This window comes from Pantoea sp. paga, assembly GCF_007558755.1.
Taxonomy (GTDB): domain Bacteria; phylum Pseudomonadota; class Gammaproteobacteria; order Enterobacterales; family Enterobacteriaceae; genus Pantoea; species Pantoea agglomerans.
The window spans coordinates 72,452-92,588 of record NZ_VLTF01000007.1; the positions used below are offsets into that span (position 1 = coordinate 72,452).

11 protein-coding genes are annotated in these 20,137 nt (G+C 57.4%); 3 read left to right on the plus strand and 8 right to left on the minus strand.

Going from position 1 to position 20,137, the window contains the following annotated elements:
- Positions 1-26: 26 nt before the first annotated feature.
- Complete coding sequence (gene rep, locus FOV68_RS17550; RefSeq protein WP_010257384.1) at positions 27-2,048, minus strand: DNA helicase Rep; 2,022 nt, start codon at positions 2,046-2,048, stop codon at positions 27-29.
- A gap of 75 nt (positions 2,049-2,123) precedes the next feature.
- Between rep and ppiC the strand changes: the two genes are divergently transcribed.
- Positions 2,124-2,405 carry a peptidylprolyl isomerase PpiC gene (ppiC, locus tag FOV68_RS17555; RefSeq protein WP_143991278.1) on the plus strand — a complete coding sequence of 94 codons (282 nt, stop codon included), beginning with the start codon at positions 2,124-2,126 and terminating at the stop codon, positions 2,403-2,405.
- Here the strand turns inward: ppiC and FOV68_RS17560 are convergent, their stop codons facing one another.
- Positions 2,406-4,466, minus strand: coding sequence for an AsmA family protein (locus FOV68_RS17560; protein WP_143991279.1), 2,061 nt, complete (start codon positions 4,464-4,466; stop codon positions 2,406-2,408). It lies immediately after the preceding gene.
- 284 nt (positions 4,467-4,750) lie between these two features.
- Between FOV68_RS17560 and FOV68_RS17565 the strand changes: the two genes are divergently transcribed.
- Complete coding sequence (locus FOV68_RS17565; protein ID WP_033767627.1) at positions 4,751-5,683, plus strand: sugar kinase; 933 nt, start codon at positions 4,751-4,753, stop codon at positions 5,681-5,683.
- Between the two features lie 201 nt (positions 5,684-5,884).
- On the opposite strand, the gene msbA is transcribed toward FOV68_RS17565, so the two are convergent.
- Entirely contained in the window at positions 5,885-7,642 is a 1,758-nt protein-coding gene (msbA, locus tag FOV68_RS17570) for a lipid A ABC transporter ATP-binding protein/permease MsbA (RefSeq protein ID WP_370513291.1), read from the minus strand.
- Between the two features lie 492 nt (positions 7,643-8,134).
- Between msbA and FOV68_RS17575 the strand changes: the two genes are divergently transcribed.
- Complete coding sequence (locus FOV68_RS17575) at positions 8,135-9,007, plus strand: alpha/beta hydrolase (protein WP_010671660.1); 873 nt, start codon at positions 8,135-8,137, stop codon at positions 9,005-9,007.
- 2 nt (positions 9,008-9,009) lie between these two features.
- Here the strand turns inward: FOV68_RS17575 and FOV68_RS17580 are convergent, their stop codons facing one another.
- The 5 genes from FOV68_RS17580 to bcsB all read right to left on the minus strand — a co-directional run bounded on the left by FOV68_RS17580 (position 9,010) and on the right by bcsB (position 20,133).
- Complete coding sequence (locus tag FOV68_RS17580) at positions 9,010-10,500, minus strand: pitrilysin family protein (protein WP_031590318.1); 1,491 nt, start codon at positions 10,498-10,500, stop codon at positions 9,010-9,012.
- Positions 10,501-10,746: 246 nt separating this feature from the next.
- A complete protein-coding gene (locus FOV68_RS17590; RefSeq protein WP_031590319.1) occupies positions 10,747-12,036 on the minus strand; it encodes a dicarboxylate/amino acid:cation symporter in 1,290 nt (429 codons plus the stop codon).
- A 225-nt stretch (positions 12,037-12,261) separates the two neighbouring features.
- Positions 12,262-14,268 (minus strand): biofilm formation regulator HmsP, encoded by a 2,007-nt coding sequence (gene hmsP / locus FOV68_RS17595; protein ID WP_074399951.1) that lies wholly within the window; start codon positions 14,266-14,268, stop codon positions 12,262-12,264.
- A gap of 116 nt (positions 14,269-14,384) precedes the next feature.
- Positions 14,385-17,852: a cellulose synthase complex outer membrane protein BcsC gene (gene bcsC / locus FOV68_RS17600; RefSeq protein WP_143991280.1), complete on the minus strand. Its 3,468-nt coding sequence runs from the start codon at positions 17,850-17,852 to the stop codon at positions 14,385-14,387.
- On the minus strand, positions 17,845-20,133 hold the full coding sequence (gene bcsB / locus FOV68_RS17605) for a cellulose biosynthesis cyclic di-GMP-binding regulatory protein BcsB (protein ID WP_143991281.1): 2,289 nt from the start codon (positions 20,131-20,133) through the stop codon (positions 17,845-17,847). The genes bcsC and bcsB overlap by 8 nt, the downstream gene beginning before the upstream one ends.
- Positions 20,134-20,137 lie beyond the last annotated feature (4 nt).

A 20,137-nucleotide genomic window follows, 5' to 3' on the forward strand; every position in this document is an offset into this window, starting at 1 on the left:
GAATCTCTTTCGCCTCCTGCACCGGTTTAACTCTTTTTCGCCTTATCCAGCATCGCTCTCAGACCGGCCACCCGGCTCTGACCGGTTTTCATCCGCTCCTCCGCACTGACCACTTTGCGCTCAGTTTCCCATTGCAGATCGTCCTGCGGCAGTTCCAGCAGAAAACGGCTCGGCTCCGGCCGGATCAATTCGCCATATTGCCGGCGTTCGCGACACAGGGTAAAGGTCAGCTCTTTCTGCGCCCGTGTGATCCCCACGTAGGCCAGGCGACGCTCCTCTTCGATATTATTTTCATCGATACTGCTCTGATGCGGTAACAGCCCCTCCTCCATGCCCACCAGGAACACATAGGGGAACTCCAGCCCTTTGGAGGCGTGCAGCGTCATCAGCTGCACCTGATCCAGCTCTTCATCGCTTTCACCGCGCTCCATCATGTCGCGCAGGGTAAAGCGCGTCACCACCTGCGCCAGCGTCATCGGCTCATCGATATCGCTGCCCTCCAGCATCTCGGTCATCCACTGAAACAGCGTGTTGACGTTCTTCATCCGCATCTCTGCGGCTTTCGGGCTGCCGGAGGTTTCGAACAGCCAGCTTTCGTAGTCGATGCCGCGAATCAAATCACGCACTGCGTTTACCGGCTCACGTTCGGTCAGCTGGATAATCTCATTCAGCCAGTGGGTAAACCGCTGCAGATGCTCCAGACCGCGGCCACTCAGCGTCTGCCCCAGACCGACATCAAAACTGGCGTTAAACAGGCTCTTGCTGCGCAGGTTGGCCCACTCACCGAGCTTCTGCAGCGTGGCCGGGCCAATCTCACGGCGCGGCGTATTGACGATGCGCAGAAACGCGCTGTCATCCTCAGGATTGGTCAGCACGCGCAGATAGGCGAGCAGATCTTTGATCTCGGGCCGTGAGAAGAACGAGGTACCGCCAGAGATGCGATAAGGGATGCGGTTCTGCATCAGAAACTTTTCAAAGGTCCGGGACTGATGGTTGCCACGATAAAGAATGGCGTAATCTTTGTACTGCGTCCGGTTGATAAAGTGATGCGCGATGAGCTCGCCGGTGACCCGCTCCGCTTCATGCTCTTCACTGTTGGCAGTAAGCACCTTCAGCTCGCTGCCCTGCCCCAGCTCCGAAAAGAGCCGCTTCTCAAAGACGTGCGGGTTATTGGCAATCAGGATATTTGCCGCTTTCAGTATACGCTGCGAAGAGCGGTAGTTCTGCTCCAGCTTCACCACCTCCAGCGCCGGGAAATCCTGATTCAGCAGCACCAGATTCTGCGGGCGTGCGCCGCGCCAGGAGTAGATAGACTGATCATCATCGCCCACCACCGTGAAGCGCGCCCGCGCGCCCACCAGCAGCTTAACCAGTTCATACTGGCTGGTGTTGGTATCCTGATACTCATCCACCAGCAGATAGCGGATACGCTGCTGCCAGCGTTCACGCACCTCCTGATTACGCTGCAGCAGCAGCGTCGGCAGCAGAATCAAATCGTCGAAATCGAGCACGTTGCACGACTTAAGATGCTGGCTGTAGAGGGCGTAGCAGTGAGCAAAAATATTATCCTGCTGCGATCGTGCCAGCGCGGCGGCGCCCTGCGGATCGATCAGATCATTTTTCCAGTTCGAGATGGTGGAGATGAGCTGCTGTAGCAGCGTCTTATCCTCTTCCAGCCACTCTTTTGTCAGCTCTTTCAGCAGGGCGAGCTGATCCTGATCGTCGAACAGCGAGAAGTTTGACTTCATGCCCAGCGCCGCCGTTTCGCGTTTGATGATCTCCAGCCCCAGCGTATGGAAGGTGGAGATCAGCAGGCCGCGCGCCTCTTTGCGGCCCAGCGTCTGCGCCACACGCTCTTTCATTTCGCGCGAGGCTTTATTGGTAAAGGTCACTGCAGCGATGTGGCGCGCCTGATAGCCGCATTCACGGATCAGATGGGCGATTTTATTGGTAATCACGCGGGTTTTGCCCGATCCCGCGCCCGCCAGCACCAGACAGGGACCGGTAACAAATTCGACGGCACGTTGTTGGCTGGGGTTTAAACGCATAGGAGAAATCGCCTGATTGAATCAAAAGAAAGGGGTTTATACTGGGCGGCAATTATACACAACCGAGATACCAACATGGCGAAAACCGCGGCGGCTTTACACATCCTGGTCAAAGAGGAAGCGCTGGCAAAAGAGATTCTGGCGAAACTGGCGAAGGGTGGCAATTTCCAGCAGCTGGCAAAGAAGCACTCAACCTGTCCTTCTGGCCGGAATGGCGGCGATCTGAGTGAGTTCCGGCAGGGACAGATGGTGCCAGCCTTTGATAAAGCGGTCTTTACCTGCCCGCTGCTGACGCCTTACGGGCCGGTAAAGACCGGCTTTGGTTATCACATTATCAAAGTGCTCTATCGCAACTAGTTACTTCTTCTGCTTCATCTGCTGCAGGACGGTGCTGCACTGGTTGTCTTCGTTATCACTAGGAGAGATCAGTGCCAGCAGCGCCGCCGCCGGGCCGACTACTGCGCCCAGTGCCACTGCAGCGGCACCACGTGCCAGCAGTGGCCCCGTTTTCACGCCCGCATCAGGATTTTTAAAGGTGCCGCGCACGTAGAGCGGGGAGCGCAGCGTTACGATGCGGACACCCTTACTCTCCGGATTCACCGACAGATCCAGCCGCTCACTGGCGAAGTTCGCGTTGCCTGACACATTGATAATCGCGTTCTCGGTATCAAACACAAACAGGTTAGGCGTCGCCACACCGTTCTGCAGTTTGAGATCGGTGGCGGCGCAGTTGATGCGCACCTGGTCATCGCCAAACAGTTTGCCCACCACGTAGTTACCGACGTTGAGTCCGGCAATTTCCATCAGGCTGCGGCTAATCAGGCCATCATTCATCAGCAGCTTAAGTTGCCCGTTGCTGGTCGCCAGCAGATCGGCTACGGAGTTACCGGTGCCGGTAAAGCTGGCATCGCCATTGAGCTGGCCACGGCTGTTCTTCATCGCCTCCACATTCGGGAAGAGCTGACGCAGCTGCAGCTTACGGACATGAAGATCAACCCGACCACGCATCGGCGAGTGATCGCCCTCCAGCCGGATGGTGCTGTTGAGATTGCCGCCCGCCACACCAAAGCGCAGCGGGTCCAGCAGCAGATCACCGTTTTTCAGCTGCAAATGGGTATAGAGATCGCTTAACGGCAGTGAATTGCTGTGTTCGATCCGTTTGCCGCTGAACTTCACGTCGGCATCCATTACGTCCCAGTTTTTGGTGTCGAATTTATCATGTGGCAGCACGCGGTCTGCGGGCTGATTCGATTTCTCACCGCGCCGGGCTTTGGCCTGCGCCGTTTTTTCACTGCCTTTGCCAGAGTCGACGCCAATCAGCGGCCCCAGATCGGCCATGCGCAGTTGCTCAGAGGTCAGTTCGCCGCTGAGTGTCGGGCGAGGTTTGACCTGACTGTAGATCAGCGAACCATGAATATCGCTGTCGCCAATATGTCCGTTGAATTTCTCATAGCGGTAGACCGCGCCCTTTTCGCCGCTGAATTTAGCAATCAGATGGCCGTCGGTTTCATAAGGTGGCGTGTCAGGCAGCAGGACGCCGGTCAGGCCATAGAGATTCGCCAGCGTATCGCCCGAGAAGCGCAGTCGCACGTTAAGCCCGCCGAGGTTCATCGGATCCTGCAGACCGCCGGTCACCTGAACCCGCGTGCTGCCGTTGCGCAGATCGGCCTCAATCGGGAACGGGGTGTTCTGACTGCGCAGTGACAGCATGCCGCCAATCTTACCGTCGCCGCTGAGTGACTCATTGTTATAAGTGCCCTTCGCCTGCCAGCCAAAGACGAAGTCGCCTGCGCCCTTCTGCTGATCATTGCCTCCGGCAATCTGCGTATACGGCACCGGTTTACCCAGCGGATTAACCTGCACCGTGACATCTGCGCGGTTAATGGCGTCGCGATAACGAATCTGGCCCTGATCGAACAGAATATTATCCAGACGGAATGACCAGGCCGATGGCGCAGCACTCTTCTCATCCTTGCCGCTATCGGCAAGAGTAAAGGTCCAGTTGTTCTTTTTATCCGCGGTCTGGATCAGACGCGCATCCGGCCGCTGCAATTTAATCCATGGGATGAACAGTTCTTTGTGCAGCAGCGACAGCGGTGACAATGTGGCATCGACCCGCTGCAGATGTACCATGGTGACGTCAGCAATATCAGGCGGATTCCCCAGCATGATATCTTCCGCATGGATCTGCGGCCACGGCATCCAGCGCCGCCAGCCTGCCTCGTCGCGATTTCGTGCCCAGTCGATACCCAGATCCCCGCGTATCGCAAAGGGACGGTTTAACTCGGTTGAAACTTTTTGATTAATGGTGGGCTTCAGGCGATTCCAGTCAAAGGTCGCGATGACGACGATAATCACCACGATCAACAACACCAGAATTCCTGCTACCCAGCTGACTATTTTCCCGGTACGCGACATTACGCTTTCTCCTTGCACATTCACGGTCTGCGTTAAAGATAGTCGAGACCACGGGCAACGGCATCAGGGAAGCGGGATAGTAAGATGATTCAATTCAGAAAAGGGGGTTTATCAGCCATTTCGTTAGCATAAGCGGTAAAAAAAGCCGACATTCCCGGCGTTTATCCCCGAGACCGGGGCTAATGGTCACCTTTAAAGGTAAATTAAAACACCGTTTTAAAACCATTGACGTCTGCCATACCAGACGCGAGACTAAGGCGATATTTCACTACAGGTCTGAAACCATGACGCAGAAAAAAATCGCCATCATCGGCGAATGCATGATTGAGCTGTCCGAAAAGGGTGAGAACATTAAACGTGGCTTTGGCGGCGATACGCTCAATACGGCCGTTTATCTCGCCCGCCAGGTTGATGAGCAGCAGTTACGGGTCGATTATGTCACTGCGCTGGGTACGGATTCGTTCAGCGATCAAATGATCGCAGCCTGGCAGCAGGAGAAGGTCAATACCGACCTGATTCAGCGGCTCGATAATAAAATGCCGGGCCTGTATTTCATTGAAACCGATGCCGACGGTGAGCGTACCTTCTGGTACTGGCGCAGTGATGCCGCCGCGCGTTACTGGCTCGACAGTCCGCAATCCGCAGAGATAGCTGAACAGCTGTCGCAATACGATTATCTCTACCTCAGCGGCATCAGCCTGGCGATTCTGTCGCCTGCCAGTCGTGAAAAGCTGATGCTGCTGCTGGCTCGCTGCCGGGCTAATGGCGGCAAAGTAATTTTCGATAACAACTACCGCCCACGTTTATGGGCCGATCGGGCCAGCACACAGGCCGCTTATCGCGCCATGCTCAACTGTACCGATATCGCCTTCCTGACACTGGATGATGAACATCTGCTCTGGGGCGAAGAGCCGCTGGATGACGTTATCGCGCGTACCCGTCAGGCGGGTGCCAGCGAAATCGTGATTAAGCGCGGTGCAGACTCCTGCCTGGTGGTCACCGGCGATGCGCCGCTGATTGATGTGCCTGCGGTTCGTCTGGCGAAAGAGAAAGTGATCGATACCACCGCAGCCGGTGATTCGTTCAGTGCCGGTTATCTGGCTCGCCGTCTGACCGGCGCTTCTGCAGAGGTCGCCGCGCAGCGCGGACATCTGACTGCCAGCACCGTGATTCAGCATCGTGGCGCGATTATTCCGGCAGAGGCGATGCCTGACTGACAGAGCGGCAGCCAGCGTCGTTGATACAGGCACTGAACGTGCCGATGCCAGAAAATGCGCCTGAGGGCGCATTTTTTAGGCTGTTGGTAACGTCTGGTTGGGTGGCTGTAACACTTTTCTCCTCTGACCCGGCTTTCTGTGAGTTGAGCATATTAATTGTTGTTGGGTTCACTCTGCTTTGGCATTCGGCACAAACATCTCTTACGCACAAAGTGGCTGACTGAACTGCATCTGATAAAGCCGGGCATAAGCGCCGTTCTTTTGCAGCAGCTGCTGATGCGAGCCGCGCTCAACAATCCTGCCCTCTTCCACCAGCAGAATTTCATCTGCCTTTTCAATGGTCGAGAGCCGGTGAGCGATAATCAGCGTGGTCCGGTTTTGCTGTAGCGTCTCCAGTGCAGACTGAATCGCGCGTTCAGACTCGCTGTCCAGAGCCGAGGTCGCTTCGTCGAGGATCAGAATCGGACTGTCGCGCAGCAGGGCACGGGCAATTGCGATGCGCTGACGCTGTCCACCCGACAGCAGCACCCCATTCTCTCCAATCACCGTATCCAGCCCGTTATCCATTTTATTAATAAACTCCATGGCATGGGCCATCTGCGCCGCCTTTTCGATCGCCTCCCGACTGAAGACGTCGGTACGGGCATAGGCAATGTTATTGGCGACCGTGTCATTGAACAGGTGAACATGCTGAGAGACCAGCGCCACCTGCTCGCGCAGTGAGGCCAGGGTGTAATCGCGCAGGTCATGACCATCCAGCAAAATTTCGCCGCTGTCGATATCGTAAAAACGCGTTAACAGGCTGGCGAGAGTCGATTTACCCGAACCGGAACGGCCCACCAGGGCCACGGTTTTACCGGCGGGAAGGGTCAGATTGATATGCTGCAACGCAGGCGTTTCCGATCCCGGATAAGTAAAGGTGACATCGCGAAATTCAATATTCCCGGTGGCGCGATCAGCCACCCGGGTACCTTCATCCTTTTCCTGTTCAGTATCCAGGATCGCGAACAGCGTCTGACAGGCTGCCATTCCGCGCTGGAACTGGGCATTGACGTTGGTCAGGGACTTTAACGGACGCATCAGCATCAGCATGGCGGAAAACACCGCGCTGATGGATCCCGCCGTCAGCGTTGCCATGACCGACGGAAAACTGGCTGCATAGAGCACAAAGGCGAGCGCAGAGGAGGCGAGCAACTGAATAATCGGATCGGATAGCGAGGTCGCCGAGACCATTTTCATTCCCTGGCGACGCATTTTGTTGCTGACCTGTTCAAAGCGGGAGGTCTCGACCTGCTGACCGCCGAACATCAGTACCTCTTTATGCCCTTTCAGCATCTGCTCTGCATGAGACGTCACCTGCCCCATGGTGTTCTGCATATTCTTGCTGATTGTGCGGAAGCGTCTGGAGACGATGCGGATCGCCAGTGACACAATGGGTGCCAGCACCAGCAGGATCAGTGAAAGCTGCCAGCTGTAGTAGAACATCATCACAAACAGGCCAACAATGGAGGCCCCTTCGCGCACCACCGTCACCAGCGAGCCGGAAGAGGAGGAGGCGACCTGCTCGCAGTCGTAGCTGATACGGGAGAGCAGCGTGCCGGTTGACTGCTGATCAAAAAATGCCACCGGCATGCCCATCATATGACTGAACAGGCGACGACGCAGGGTCATCACCACTTTGCCTGACACCCAGGAGATGCAGTAACTGGAGATGTAGCCGCTGACACCGCGGATCAGAATCAGCCCGATAATCACCAGCGGCATCCAGCGCAGAATGCCGTGATTGTTTTTGCCAATGACATCGTCCAGCAGCGTCTTCAGTAACGTCAGCATAAATGGATCTATTGCGGCGTTGACGATCAGGGCAACACCCGCAACCAGCAGTCCCAGCCTGAAGGGAGAAATCGTCGGCCACAGGCGACCAAAGGTTTGTCGGGTGGAGAGATCGGTATCAAACATGGGATGCATCTTACCGTTGTGAATGAACGACTGATATTATGTTAAACCCCATCAACCAACAGGAAACTGCCTGTTTCTATCCGACGCTGATCATTCCCAAATGAGACTGGCACTTAAGCCTCTGCAGCGTGGCGGGAGTGACTCTGGCGCTAAAATCATTATGTCGCCTTAACAGCAGACAGCGTGATATCCGGTAAATTGCGGCTATCGAAGCGGGCCGTGCCAGCCATTTACCTTAAGCTGCAAATTAGTGGTTAATAACGGACTTCCTGCGGCAATCCCCTTCAACCATCCTTATAATTTATTGATTAAAATTAATCAGTTATATAAACAGATCCACCACCAGGCATAGTCCGAATCTGGTCAGATCCCCCCTTTTCGGATGGACGACCGCCTGAAAAAAGACCATCTTTTAATCAAAAGACAGCAGGACGCTGTTCTCTCCGGCCGCGAACAAAACAATTAAAATATTCCCCGCATCAGGATCTATTTATGCACACAGAAATTATTAATATCTGGCCACACGGTGATGCGCCAGGCGCCAGCGATTCGCGCGCCCAGCCGCAGATTGTCGACATGGCAAAAGAGTATGAGCCTTACGATCGGGCAGCTACCGGCGTGCGTTGCCCGGAGATGGCGATCTGGCATCCGGTCGAATCAAACGGGATTACCCTGCTGGTCGCACCGGGCGGTGGCTATCAGCGCGTGATGATCGATCGTGAAGGCAGCGCCCTGGCGACATTCTTTACCTCAATGGGTTACACCCTGGCGGTGATGACTTATCGCCTGCCCTATGATGGACATCACGAAGGCCCCGACGCGCCGCTGGCCGATGCTCAGCGCGCGGTACGCGTCCTGCGTGAACGGGCGCAGCGCGGCCTGAATGGTAAATATATCGTCATGATGGGCTTTTCGGCGGGTGGCCACGTGGCTGCCAGTCTGGGTACGCGTTTCGCAGAGAAACTCTATCCGGTGCAGGATGGCGCAGAAAACTTCTCGCCGCGTCCGGATGCGATGGTCCTGGTCTATCCGGTAATCAGCATGCGGGACGGCATCGCCCATGAAGGAGCCAGAACCCGCCTGCTGGGTGCCTGGCCCGATCAGAAAACCATTGACGCTTATTCAATGGAAACCCGGGTTCATCCGCTGGTGCCGCCGACGCTGTTGATCCACGCAGCCGACGATGATGATGTATCCGTGAATCACAGCATGGCGTTTTTTGGCGCGCTGCGTGAGCATAAGGTCCCGGCAGAGGTGCATTTCTATCAGAAAGGCGGGCACGGATTTGGTATCCGCGGCGTGGCAGATTTGCCCCTCGCCAGCTGGCCGATGTTAGTGACCGAGTGGCTCAGGGCAAAGACCTGATTTTATGCGGCTGGCGGAACGTCTTTGACGTTACTATCCGGCGGACTGGCTTCATTGCTGGTCGCCGGTGCCGCTGGCGGTGCCATCACTTTGTCCCAGTTGTTTTGCAGGCTCTTCACGTTGGTTTCCGCTTCGCCTTCCGGCTGAATCAGTACCATCATCAGCTCCTGCGTCAGCTGCTGACGCAGCTCCTGGTTTAACTGTTCGCGGGTCAGGCCGGCCAGGAAAGTCTGACGCAGCTTCTGATACTGCTCAGGTGCGATATCGACTACGGCGTTCTGCTGGGAGCGCAGGCGCTGGCTCATCAGCACATCCGTATCGGTGCGGGCATAGGTGGTAAACAGCTTGTTCAGCTCCAGCAGCTTCTGCGCCATCAGCGCATCGAACTCCTCCTGCGGCAAGCCTTTGTCACGCACGTTTGCCAGCTCACGCGCCACCAGGTTCATATTCTGCGCCAGATTTTCGTTGCGTCCATCCAGGTTGATGGAGCACTGCGCACGCTGATAGAGCACACGGCAATCAAATCCCACCTGTATGCCCTGAGCCTTGCTGTCACTGAGCGCACGCTGGACATGCCAGAACAGCGCTTCACGCGCCAGATCGCCCTGCCAGTAACGCTGCAGATTCTGGGAGTCACGAATCGGTTGCCACGGCGTATCCCACACCAGCGAAAGGCGATCCTGCGTCATGTTGCTGCTGACCAGATTTACCGGCTCGTGCGGCAGCGGCGACAGGGTGGGCAGTGGCGCAGGCGTTTCTCGTTTACCGGTTAACGCCGAGAAGGTTTTATTGATCTGCTCAGAGAGGTTGCGGCTGTCGACATTCCCTACCACGTAGAGCGTCATCGCATCCGGGGTATACCACTGATGATAAAAATCATTGAGCTGGGTTAAATCAACCGGCACGCGTGGTTGCGCTGCGGGATCATGCGCCAGCAGCGCGGAGCCTTTCAGGCGGTAGCGCCACCAGACATCCTGGGTATCTTTCGGCCAGGTCGCCACCGGATCCGATGCCGCCAGCGCGGTGTTGACCACCTGTTCGGTGATGGCCATATTGCCCGCCGTGGCCGCCAGCCAGTTCAGCGCTTCTTTCAGCAACTCGGGGCGGTTATTCGGCAGACTCAGATTATATTGGGTGGAATCATAGGAGGTGATCACAGGTGGCAGCGGATGCTGTGGATCCATCGCCTGTTGCCATAGCGCGCGCTGCTGATTGTTATCAAGCGCGGTGTTGTGCACCATCGCCAGACGCGGCAGCAGATGGCTGAAGCCGGCCTGTTGCGCACTCTCCACCAGCGAGCCGGTATTCACCACCAGCCGCAGTTCAATACGGTCACTGGGGCGTTGCGGTGTGGCCAGTAACTGCCAGTTAAATCCATTATCCAGCTTGCCTTCCTGCCAGGCCGGATCCGGTTGCAGCGTTTCTGCCTGGAGACCAAAGCTGCTTGCCAGCACTAATCCACCAACCAAAAGCCGAATTCTGGTGCCCTGCATGTGAACCCCTACTCAAATAATTCAAATATCGTTATCACTGGCGCATATTGCCGCTGTTATTAACGAATCGGCTGGCGCCGAATCGCGCTGTTATCCAACAACAAAGTGTTTGACCACAGGAAGCTCAGGATGTCGCGTAACGAAGTGAAAAACGTCAAAAAAAACAAGTGGGGTTTATTATGCAAATGCCCGCTGTCAGGGCAAGCGACAGCGGGCATTTGTGGGGATTTAAGTGAAATTCAATGATTAAATTGAAGATTCAGACGCTTTATTCTCCTTATTCCGGCCTGCCAGCGTGTCGGTCAGCTGTTTATGATCCAGCTGATCGACCCACTTCGCCACCACCACGGTCGCCACACCGTTACCGATCAGGTTGGTCAGCGCACGGGCTTCGGACATAAAGCGGTCGATACCAAGAATCAGCGCCAGACCCGCCACCGGCAAATGTCCCACCGCAGAGAGCGTCGCGGCCAGCACAATAAATCCGCTCCCGGTTACCCCCGCCGCGCCTTTGGAGGAGAGCAGCAGCACCACCAGCAGCGTAATCTGATGGAAAATGTCCATGTGCGCATTGGTCGCCTGAGCGATAAATACTGCCGCCATGGTCAGATAAATCGAGGTGCCGTCCAGGTTAAAGGAGTAACCGGTGGGGATCACCAGCCCTACTACCGATTTCTTGCAGCCCAGCTTCTCCATCTTATCCAGCATGCGCGGCAGCGCAGACTCGGAAGAGGAAGTGCCCAGCACAATCAGCAGCTCTTCTTTGATATAGGCGATGAACTTAAAGATGCTGAATCCGGCGAACAGTCGTGCAATCAGTCCCAGCACGATCACCACAAACAGAATACAGGTGATATAGAAGCAGATAATCAGCTGGCCGAGCTGCACCAGTGAGCCCACGCCATACTTGCCGATAGTGAACGCCATCGCGCCAAATGCCCCTATCGGTGCCAGACGCATGATCATGTTAATGATGCCGAAAATCACTTTTGAGAAGCTTTCAATCACGTTGAAAATCAGCGTGCCGGTATTACCCAGACGATGCAGGGCAAAACCAAACAGAATGGCAAACAGCAGCACCTGCAGAATGTTGCCACTGGCAAAGGCGCCAATTACGCTGTTGGGGATAATATCCAGCAGGAAAGCGACCACACCCTGCTGTTCTGCCTGCTGGGCGTACATCGCCACGGCTTTGGCATCCAGCGTGGCAGGATCAACGTTCATCCCGGCACCCGGCTGCACTACGTTCACCACGATCAGGCCGATAATCAGCGCGATGGTGCTGACAATTTCAAAATAGAGCAGCGCAACCGCGCCGGTCCGTCCTACCGCTTTCATGCTTTCCATGCCAGCGATGCCGGTCACCACGGTACAGAAAATCACCGGGGCGATAATCATCTTGATTAACTTAACAAAGGCATCTCCCAGCGGCTTCATCTGGGTCCCTAACTCCGGGTAAAAATGGCCTAACAAAACGCCGATGCCAATCGCCATCAGCACCTGGAAATAAAGGCTTTTAAAAAGTGAGGTTTTCATAAACAGGTGTCCACTAACGCCGTGAGGTGATGTTGTCGGATTCGTTATTGTGACTGGCGGGCAACAGAGGTGGCGCCTGACAGTAACCCGAAAATAACACTCTGTTTACGTGATTAATACAGGGTGACAAACGCCCAGGAAACCCGGGGATCGTAATTCTGAACTGAAACGCTTCAGCAGGGGGTTTTGTAACTAAAATTCTCGCAAAATCAATGAATCAGGCAATTATTGCGGTAGTGAGGAGTTTTCAATCCATGCCTGATTGAATCGGGTCAGAGGCAGCGCTTCAGCATAAAGATAGCCCTGTCCGATATGGATACCGCGCGCCAGCAGCCAGTCACGTTGTTCCGCTGTCTCCACACCTTCGGCAATCACCTCCAGATGGATAATCTCGGCGATGGCCGCCACGATGCAGACCATGGTGTCGTCATGCGGCAGCGCCGCCACGAAGCTGCGATCCATTTTCAGCTTGTTAACCGGCAGCGCTTTCAGCTGATGGAGATAGTTAAGGTTGGAGTAGCCCATACCGAAATCGTCCAGAGCCACGGCCACGCCGGTCTGCTGCAACATCCGCAGCATCGATATCGCCTGTTCAGCATCATCAAGCTGAGCCGTTTCTGTCACTTCCAGCACGAAGGTGCCAGGTGCGATGCGATGGCGCGTCAGCAGGGATTGCAGATGCGAGACCACGCCCGTGTCACGCAGTTGCACAGCGGAAATATTCACACTCAGCGGCAGCATAATGCCCTGTCGCTGCCAGCCTGCCAGAATGCGGCACGCCTCTTCAAACACCCAGCGGCCAATCGCGCTAATCACGCCAATCTCTTCGGCACTGGCAATAAACTCTTCGGTCAGACCGTAGCTGCCGTCGGGCTGGCGCATACGCAGCAGCGCTTCCGCGCCGACTAACGTGCCGGTGCGCATATCGACCTGCGGTTGCAGATAGAGGGCGAACTGCTCATTGTGCAGGCCCTGCAGAATGTCATGCTCCTGGGTCAGACGTTTTTGCGCGCGCTCGGTTAACGCGGCGTCAAAGAACAGGATCTGATTTTTGCCCTGATGGCGGGCCGACATCATCGCTGAGGTCGCGCGGCCAAGCAGATCACTGGCGCTCAGCGGCTGATCGTCGCGCAGCGCCAGACCAATGCTGACGTTAGGACGCAGCTGCAGCTGATACAGGTTGACCGGCTGATTAAGGCGAATCATCAGGTTACGGGCCAGACGCAGGGCGCGGAACGGATTACTGGCGCGCTTCATTAACAGGACAAAGTCGCTGGTCCCGGTCTGCGCCAGCAGAGTATGGTCATCCAGTGTATTACGGATCTTCTCCACCAGCGTCAGCATCAGCGTATCGCGCTGCTCATCGCTCAATACGCCATTGGCTTCCTGCAGGGTTTCAATGCGGATCACCATCAGCCCCAGCGGCTGTTCCGGGCTGCTCATGAACTGCTCGACCAGCGCCAGAAACAGGGTACGGTTGGGCAGATCGGTCACGGGAAAATGGGTGGTCAGCCGGCTCATCTCATCATGTATCGACTCCAGCACCTGCTGATTGCGGTTGTAGCTGCGGATGAGCATGCCGATTTCATCATCGCGGTGGCTCTGCGGCAGTGACAGCTTATGCGTCAGAATAGACTGCGGCGGCAGCTCCTGCAGCTCCCGAGAGAGATTACGCAGCGGATGCACCACCAGCCGGTTGATACACCAGCTGATCGCCACTGACAGGATCAGTGCCAGCAGCAGATAGGTGATAATCATGGTCGAGAGCGTGCTGAGAATAAACTGGTAGACGCGCGTCGAGTTAGCCTGCAGCACCAGATAGGCCAGCGGTTTCGGCATCCCGGTATTTTCCACTGAATAGAGCGGCAGGGTAATCTGCACCGGCAGCTCAAACAGTCGCGCCACCAGACGCGGCACCGGTTTCTCCGTTTCGAAGTCGGCATGCAGAGCCTGAAACGCATTCGGCAGCACCACATCGGCGCGCGATAAAATACCGGCAGGTTTCAGTGAATGGAGAATGCGTTCGGCCTGAGAAATATCGGCGCGTAGCACCGCTTCCGACAGCGGCTGGCGGACGGTGTGTGCAATATTCTCCATCTGCTGGGCGTAGTCAATCCTGCGCTGCTGCACAAAATGAAACAGTTGGATGACGATAAAGATGCTGATGGTGATAACCGCAACCAGCGAAACCGTCGCCATCTGCTTTATCGTAAGTGACCGGCTTACGCGCAAAAATATTCTCCTGACGATGAAAAAAGCCCAGATAGCAGACAGTACAATGCCCGCCAGTATATCCCATAAACTGACTTTTTTACCGTCTGAAAAGTCCGGCTTTTTCCCGGTCGGGATTATTTAAAATCCGCGTAAGGGGTCAGCGGCTGTGGCGGCATATCCAGATCCCCTTCCCAGCCAGCGGCAGAGTAACGCACGTAGATAAGCCCGTGACTTGGGGTATAGTCTTTCGCCTGTTGAATATCGACGCCCACCCCGATAAACCAGTCGGGCGTGATACGACGTTCAACTACGCCCTGCAGCGTATACCCGGTGCCGCTGCCGGTGCTGCTGGCGGAAACGGGATTGCTGGCAAGGGTAAAACCGGGATTGACCGGATAGCGCTGCTGCGCATCGGTTTTCGAATGTGACCAGGAAACCGAGCCGCCCAGGTCGAACGACCAGTTTTCCGTACGCTGTCGCCAGGTGACCGGCACGGAAAAGGAGAGATACTGCTGCGGACTGTAGTAGCCGCCCTGACCGAAGGTGTAATCGCTGAGATCCTTCTGATAGTGCCAGAGCATGCTGTTCAGCCCGACGGTGGCACGGCGATTATCGCTATTAATGAGCTTATAGTAGTAGCCGGCCATTAAGCGCTCGCGACTGTTATCCGCAACGTTTTTACCGGTGATCTGATGTGCACTGATGTCGCCCCAGACACCGTGTGCGCCGCCCTGATCGTAACTCAGTCCGATGCTGCCACCCGTTGCCACTACGCCGCCCCAGCTTTTTCCACCGTTGGCCGATGGATCGCGCGCGCCCGCGTAGGAAAGCAGCGAACTGGCGATCGGCCGTCGCGAGGCGGTCAGCGTCACGCCAAGATCCCTGACGTCAGTTTTCCAGCTCAGTCCACCGGTCCAGTTGGTCACCTCAAAGCCCAGCGGCGTGGTACCCAGATCCGCTGACCAGCGGTCATTATGCCAGCCGACGCCCAGCGCAGTGCCCTCGGCGCGCTGACTGGCATCGCGGCTGCATCCGCCGGAACTGGCGTCGTCGCAGCTACCAAACTGCTCGTCGAAGCTGCCGTTGCGGGTGGTAAAACTCCCTGCCGAGACGTCCACCCGGTCGAGACGGAAAAAGCCACGTCCGTCGGCAAACGGACTTTCCGCCTGCAGCATGGTGGTATGGGCAGTAAAGTCGGAGACCCCAGCCGTACCCTTATTGCGCGAATAATCCTGCTGCACCGTCAGCGTGGTCTCACGCTGACGATAGAGATCTGCGGTGTCGCTGCGAATACTGCGCTTCAGCCAGTCATCCTGTTCCTGAGAACGTGTCGCGCGGCTGATACTTTCGCCGCTGCCGATACCGCTGGCCGTCATCGCCTGACGATAATCCGCCAGCGCGATCTCTGGCTGCTGCTGTGTGCGCTCCAGCCGTGCCGCATCACGAAACACCAGTGCCTTATCCTGGGATGGCGGCAGTGACGCAGCGCGCTGCTTCAGGCTGGCAAAGCGCACGGCAGCCTGCGTGGTTTCGCCCACCGCCTGCCATGCCAGCGCGGCGCGGCGATCGGCATTAAGACTATTGGGCTGGGCTGGCTGCTGCTCAAGTGCCTGCCGTGCTTCACCGGTGCGCTGGAGCGCGACCAGCGCTTCGATTCGTCCCAGCGCCGCGTCGCCGCTATCCGGCTCGCGCGACAGCACCTGCTGATAGGTCTCCAGTGCCTGCTGCGCATCCCCGCGAGCCAGCGCCCAGTCGGCCAGCGTCAGGTCACGTCGGCTGGAAACCGGCTGCTGGTAAAGCAGCGTCACCGCTGCTCGCTCCTGCCCTGCCGCACGAAGCGCTTCAGCGCTGGCAAAAATTTTATCCTGCCCGAGCCGGTCAGCCAGCTCATGCATATTGCTGTTCCACTGCGTTTCAGGCAGACGATGCAGCGTTGCCAGTGCGGCGTCATCATTATCCCGGCTGGAAAGGAAAAGTGCGGCAGCGTAGATCGCGGTCGCATCGCCGGGATGCTGCTGTTGCAGCGTCGCGATCTGCGCATCCGCCTGTTGGGTGGCCCCACCGTCGCGTAGCGCGCTCGCCAGCCGATAACTGAGCCAGACGTCATCCGGCTGCAGCGCCAGCGCCGCCCGATACTTCTCTGCCGCCTGCGGCCATTTATTCTGCCGGGCGAGCGCATCGGCCTCGGCGCGCAGACTGTCACTGCGCAGCGCGCGCAACGTTCCCGCCATCTCGCGCTGCTGCCCGGCGGGTAGCGTACTGATAAACTGCATTACGCGGGCAGGCGACTCAGCCTGATAAAGCCCGGCCAGGCGACGCACGGTGGTGGTGTTGGTCGCGTCAAGCCGCAGCGCATGCTGCCAGAACAGTTCGGCACCTGCCGCATCTTTGCGCGCCATCGCTACATCGCCCAGGCCAATCAGGGCATAGCTGTCGGTGCTATCAATTTTCTGTGCGGCGCGGTAAGCGCGTTCGGCCCCCTCAACGTCATGCTGCGCCAGCGCCTTGTCGCCCTGTTCGACCGCCAGCCAGTAACGGTTAGTCTGCAGCAGCGACTGCCATTTGCCGATCAACGTGCTCTGCTTGCCCGCTTCAACGGCGCGTTCCAGCCAGAGCACCGCCACGTCACGATGGCCGGCGCGTGCCTGAGTCTGCCCCATTGCACCCATCAATTCGGCGTCGTTGGGGTTATCCTTCAGTGCCCGGCTAAGCGCTGCCATCGCATTATTCACATCGCCCGCCTCGACCAGCGCCAGGCCACGCATCCGTTCGCGATAGGCGGGATCGGCGAGCTGCGCCTGCTGCTTCGCCAGCACATCCGCGCCCTGCTGGTGCGCGTCGCCGTCGGTAAAAACAGCCAGATAAGCCTTCAACTGCGCCACGCTGCTGTCGCTGACCGGCTGATCGTTGATTTGCTGCAGCCAGAGATCGGCGGCGGCGGCGCGTCCGCCGTTGCTGTTTGCCAGCTTTTTCAACTGCGCTATCGCCTGCGCCGGCTGCTGTTGATCAAATGCCATGCGTGCAATTTGCAGCTCAACCCCGATATTGCCCGGGTAGCGCTGCTCCAGCGCCTGCAGCTGCTGATAAGCGACGCTCTCCTGACCGGGAATGCGTGCCAGCAGCCGCCAGTATTCCAGCGCCGTGTTCGCATCCGGAAAAACCCCTCCGAACAACGCATCGTAAGCTCTTTTCGCCTCCGCCAGGCGCCCCGAAGTGGCGAGCAGGCGCGCCTGCTGCAGCTGCTGACGCCCATCCGACGACATCAGCTTCAGGCCGACGGCTGATTCACGCGTCGCGGCGGAGTCGGGCGCAACCTTTTTCAGCTGCTCCAGCAGCATCTGCGCTTTAGGGATATCGCCCTGACGCAGCGCCAGCCGCAGGCGAGCCGCCAGCACCTGCGGATTATCAGGATCGATCTTCTCAAGCCGGTAGAGCGATTGCTGCACCAGATCGTATTTGTTGGTCGACTCGCCGGTGCGTACCTGTGACAGCAACCATTCGACCGGCGACACCTCCGGTCCGTCGACCGGTGCAGCCAGCCCCGGCAGCGCACTCAGTGCGCCGAGCAGCATGCCTGCCCGCAGCACCCGGGCGTTATTCATCTTCATCCAGTAAACGACGACGGGTAATAATTCGCATCAGACGCCAGGTCATCAGCGCGAACAGTACCACCACAAAGAGTGCGCAGAGTGCCAGCCAGAAGGGATGGACGGAGAGTAGCGACCAGAGACGCTCCCACCACGGCAGATGACCAACGTAGTAGCTCTCTCCCACGCGCAGGCTGTTAACCCCTGACTCACGGATCACCACGGTGGAGCCAGACATCGTGCCACGCTTGCCGCTGTCACCCATCGCCTCGTTGAGCAACTGCCAGCTGCGCGGCGTGCCATCGGCGAGCAACGCGACAACGCTGCGCTGATCGTAAAAAGGTGACTGGAAGCCAATCACCGTTGCCAGCGGGCCGCGGGAGCTGATAGTCGTCGTGCTTTCTGCCGCCTGCTCGCGCTGACTTTGCGGGTTCACCTCCGGAGTGATCCGTCGCACAGGCTCTTTCAGCCAGCTGGCGGTGGCGTCGACCAGCGCCGGGATCCGCTGGTCATCCTGAAGATCTTTGGGGATGACGCCGATCATCAGCAGATCCACATCCTGCTTCTTCGCCGTGGCCCAGTCATCGGTCAACTGAACGCGCAGCGCCGGATAGCCGGTTTGCGCACCCATATTGCCCAACGTATTCAGCAGCGTGCTGACCTGCTCTGCATCGGGTTTTGGCGGCATCAGTACCAGGGTTTGCGCCAGATCGGCGTAGCGGCTGAACGGAAAGCCCGCATTCGCCCACGCGCGCAGCGACGGCATTTCGATGTAGTGCCGATAGCCGGAAAAATCGATGCTGGAATTGTCGTCCACCACCACATGATGCGTAATCGGCGTTGCGGTTTCGCAGCGCCCATCCGCGTTGCCGCTGATGGTGATGTTGGCGTAATCAAAATCGAAGCGCAGCTGATTCACCACCCCGAGGCGCAGCGCCGGAATCAGCAGCTCATGACTCTTGTCCAGCATTCCCTGTATCAGCGGAATATGCAGCAGCTGTTGACCCGTCGTATTTTTCGGCGGCAGCGGATAATCCTGAATGAACTGATTATTCAGGTTGACCGCCAGCCGTGAGCCATCCGACTGGAAAGGCGCGGTGTAGCGATAGCTCAGATCCATATCGATACCGCGCGCGCGAACCAGGAAGAGATCGGGCGGCAGATTGAGGGTCAGGCTGACGGGATTAGGCTGCACCCCATCAGACTGCAACTGATTCTCATATTGCGTCAGTTCGGCGAAAGTGGTGCGGCGATCGGTCCGCACCCAGTTAGGGGCGTCATAGGCCTGGCGCGGGGAGAGCAGCTTAACGCTGTCGATGGTTGAGATATCGCCGCGCAGCAGCAGTTCCCCCTGGGCGATACCCTGAACCGCCGTCAGCAGGTCCTCATCGTTGCGTCCCAGAATCAGCAGCATTTTTTCATACGGATTATCGGGCTGGCTGACAATCTCTACTGTGGGTTTCGCCACCGGCGGCAGATCTTTCAGGAAATCCGGGCGCGCATCGTTGGTGGCGAACACCACCGCATGATGCTGTTGCGGTAGCTGGTTATACAGCACCGGAAAGCGCTGTCCGCGCCAGCCCGTTTTGCTGCCAAACCAGGAAGCAAGAATGGCGGCAGCCCGCTGCTGCGTCACATCCGGCTGGGCGCTGAACACCATCGGCAGGGTCAGCGGCCGCGTATCCCGCGAATCAAAAAAGGGTTCCGGGAAGTGAGAGAGGTCATTTTTCAGCGGCAGTTTTTGCAGCGTCAGATCGATGCCGCTCTGTTTGCCGATATCGAGCCAGATTGCGCTATTGGCAGGATTTTCACAGACGTTGGCGTAGTGGCCCACCAGCTCGAAACGCACGCGGTTGAAGTCGGCAATGTAACGCGGATCGATCGACAGCTGCGTCTGGGTCTCTTTACCCAGCTGTTCCGGCGTCAGGGTGATCAGACCGACCAGCTCATCATTGAGATACACCTTCAGCTGCGACAGCGTCGGCAGCAGTGCGGGCGAAGGCCGAAAGCTGAGGTTCAGTAACGCGCGCGTCACCACCTCATCGCTGCGCACACCGAACTCAATCTGTCCGGTAGTGCGGGTGCCACGCAGCGTCATGCTGCCAGGCGGCGGTGCCAGCTGGGCAAAGCTCAGCTGGCTGTTCCGCAGCGGTGCGCCGTTATCCTGCGGTAAAGATTGCACAGGCGTTACACCAGCGATGTTTGCGGGCGCGTCCTCCTGCGCGGCGGCACAGCTTAACGTTGCACTGCCCAGCAGCAGAGCGGCAAACCACCTGTTTACTCTCGGTATCGTCATATCA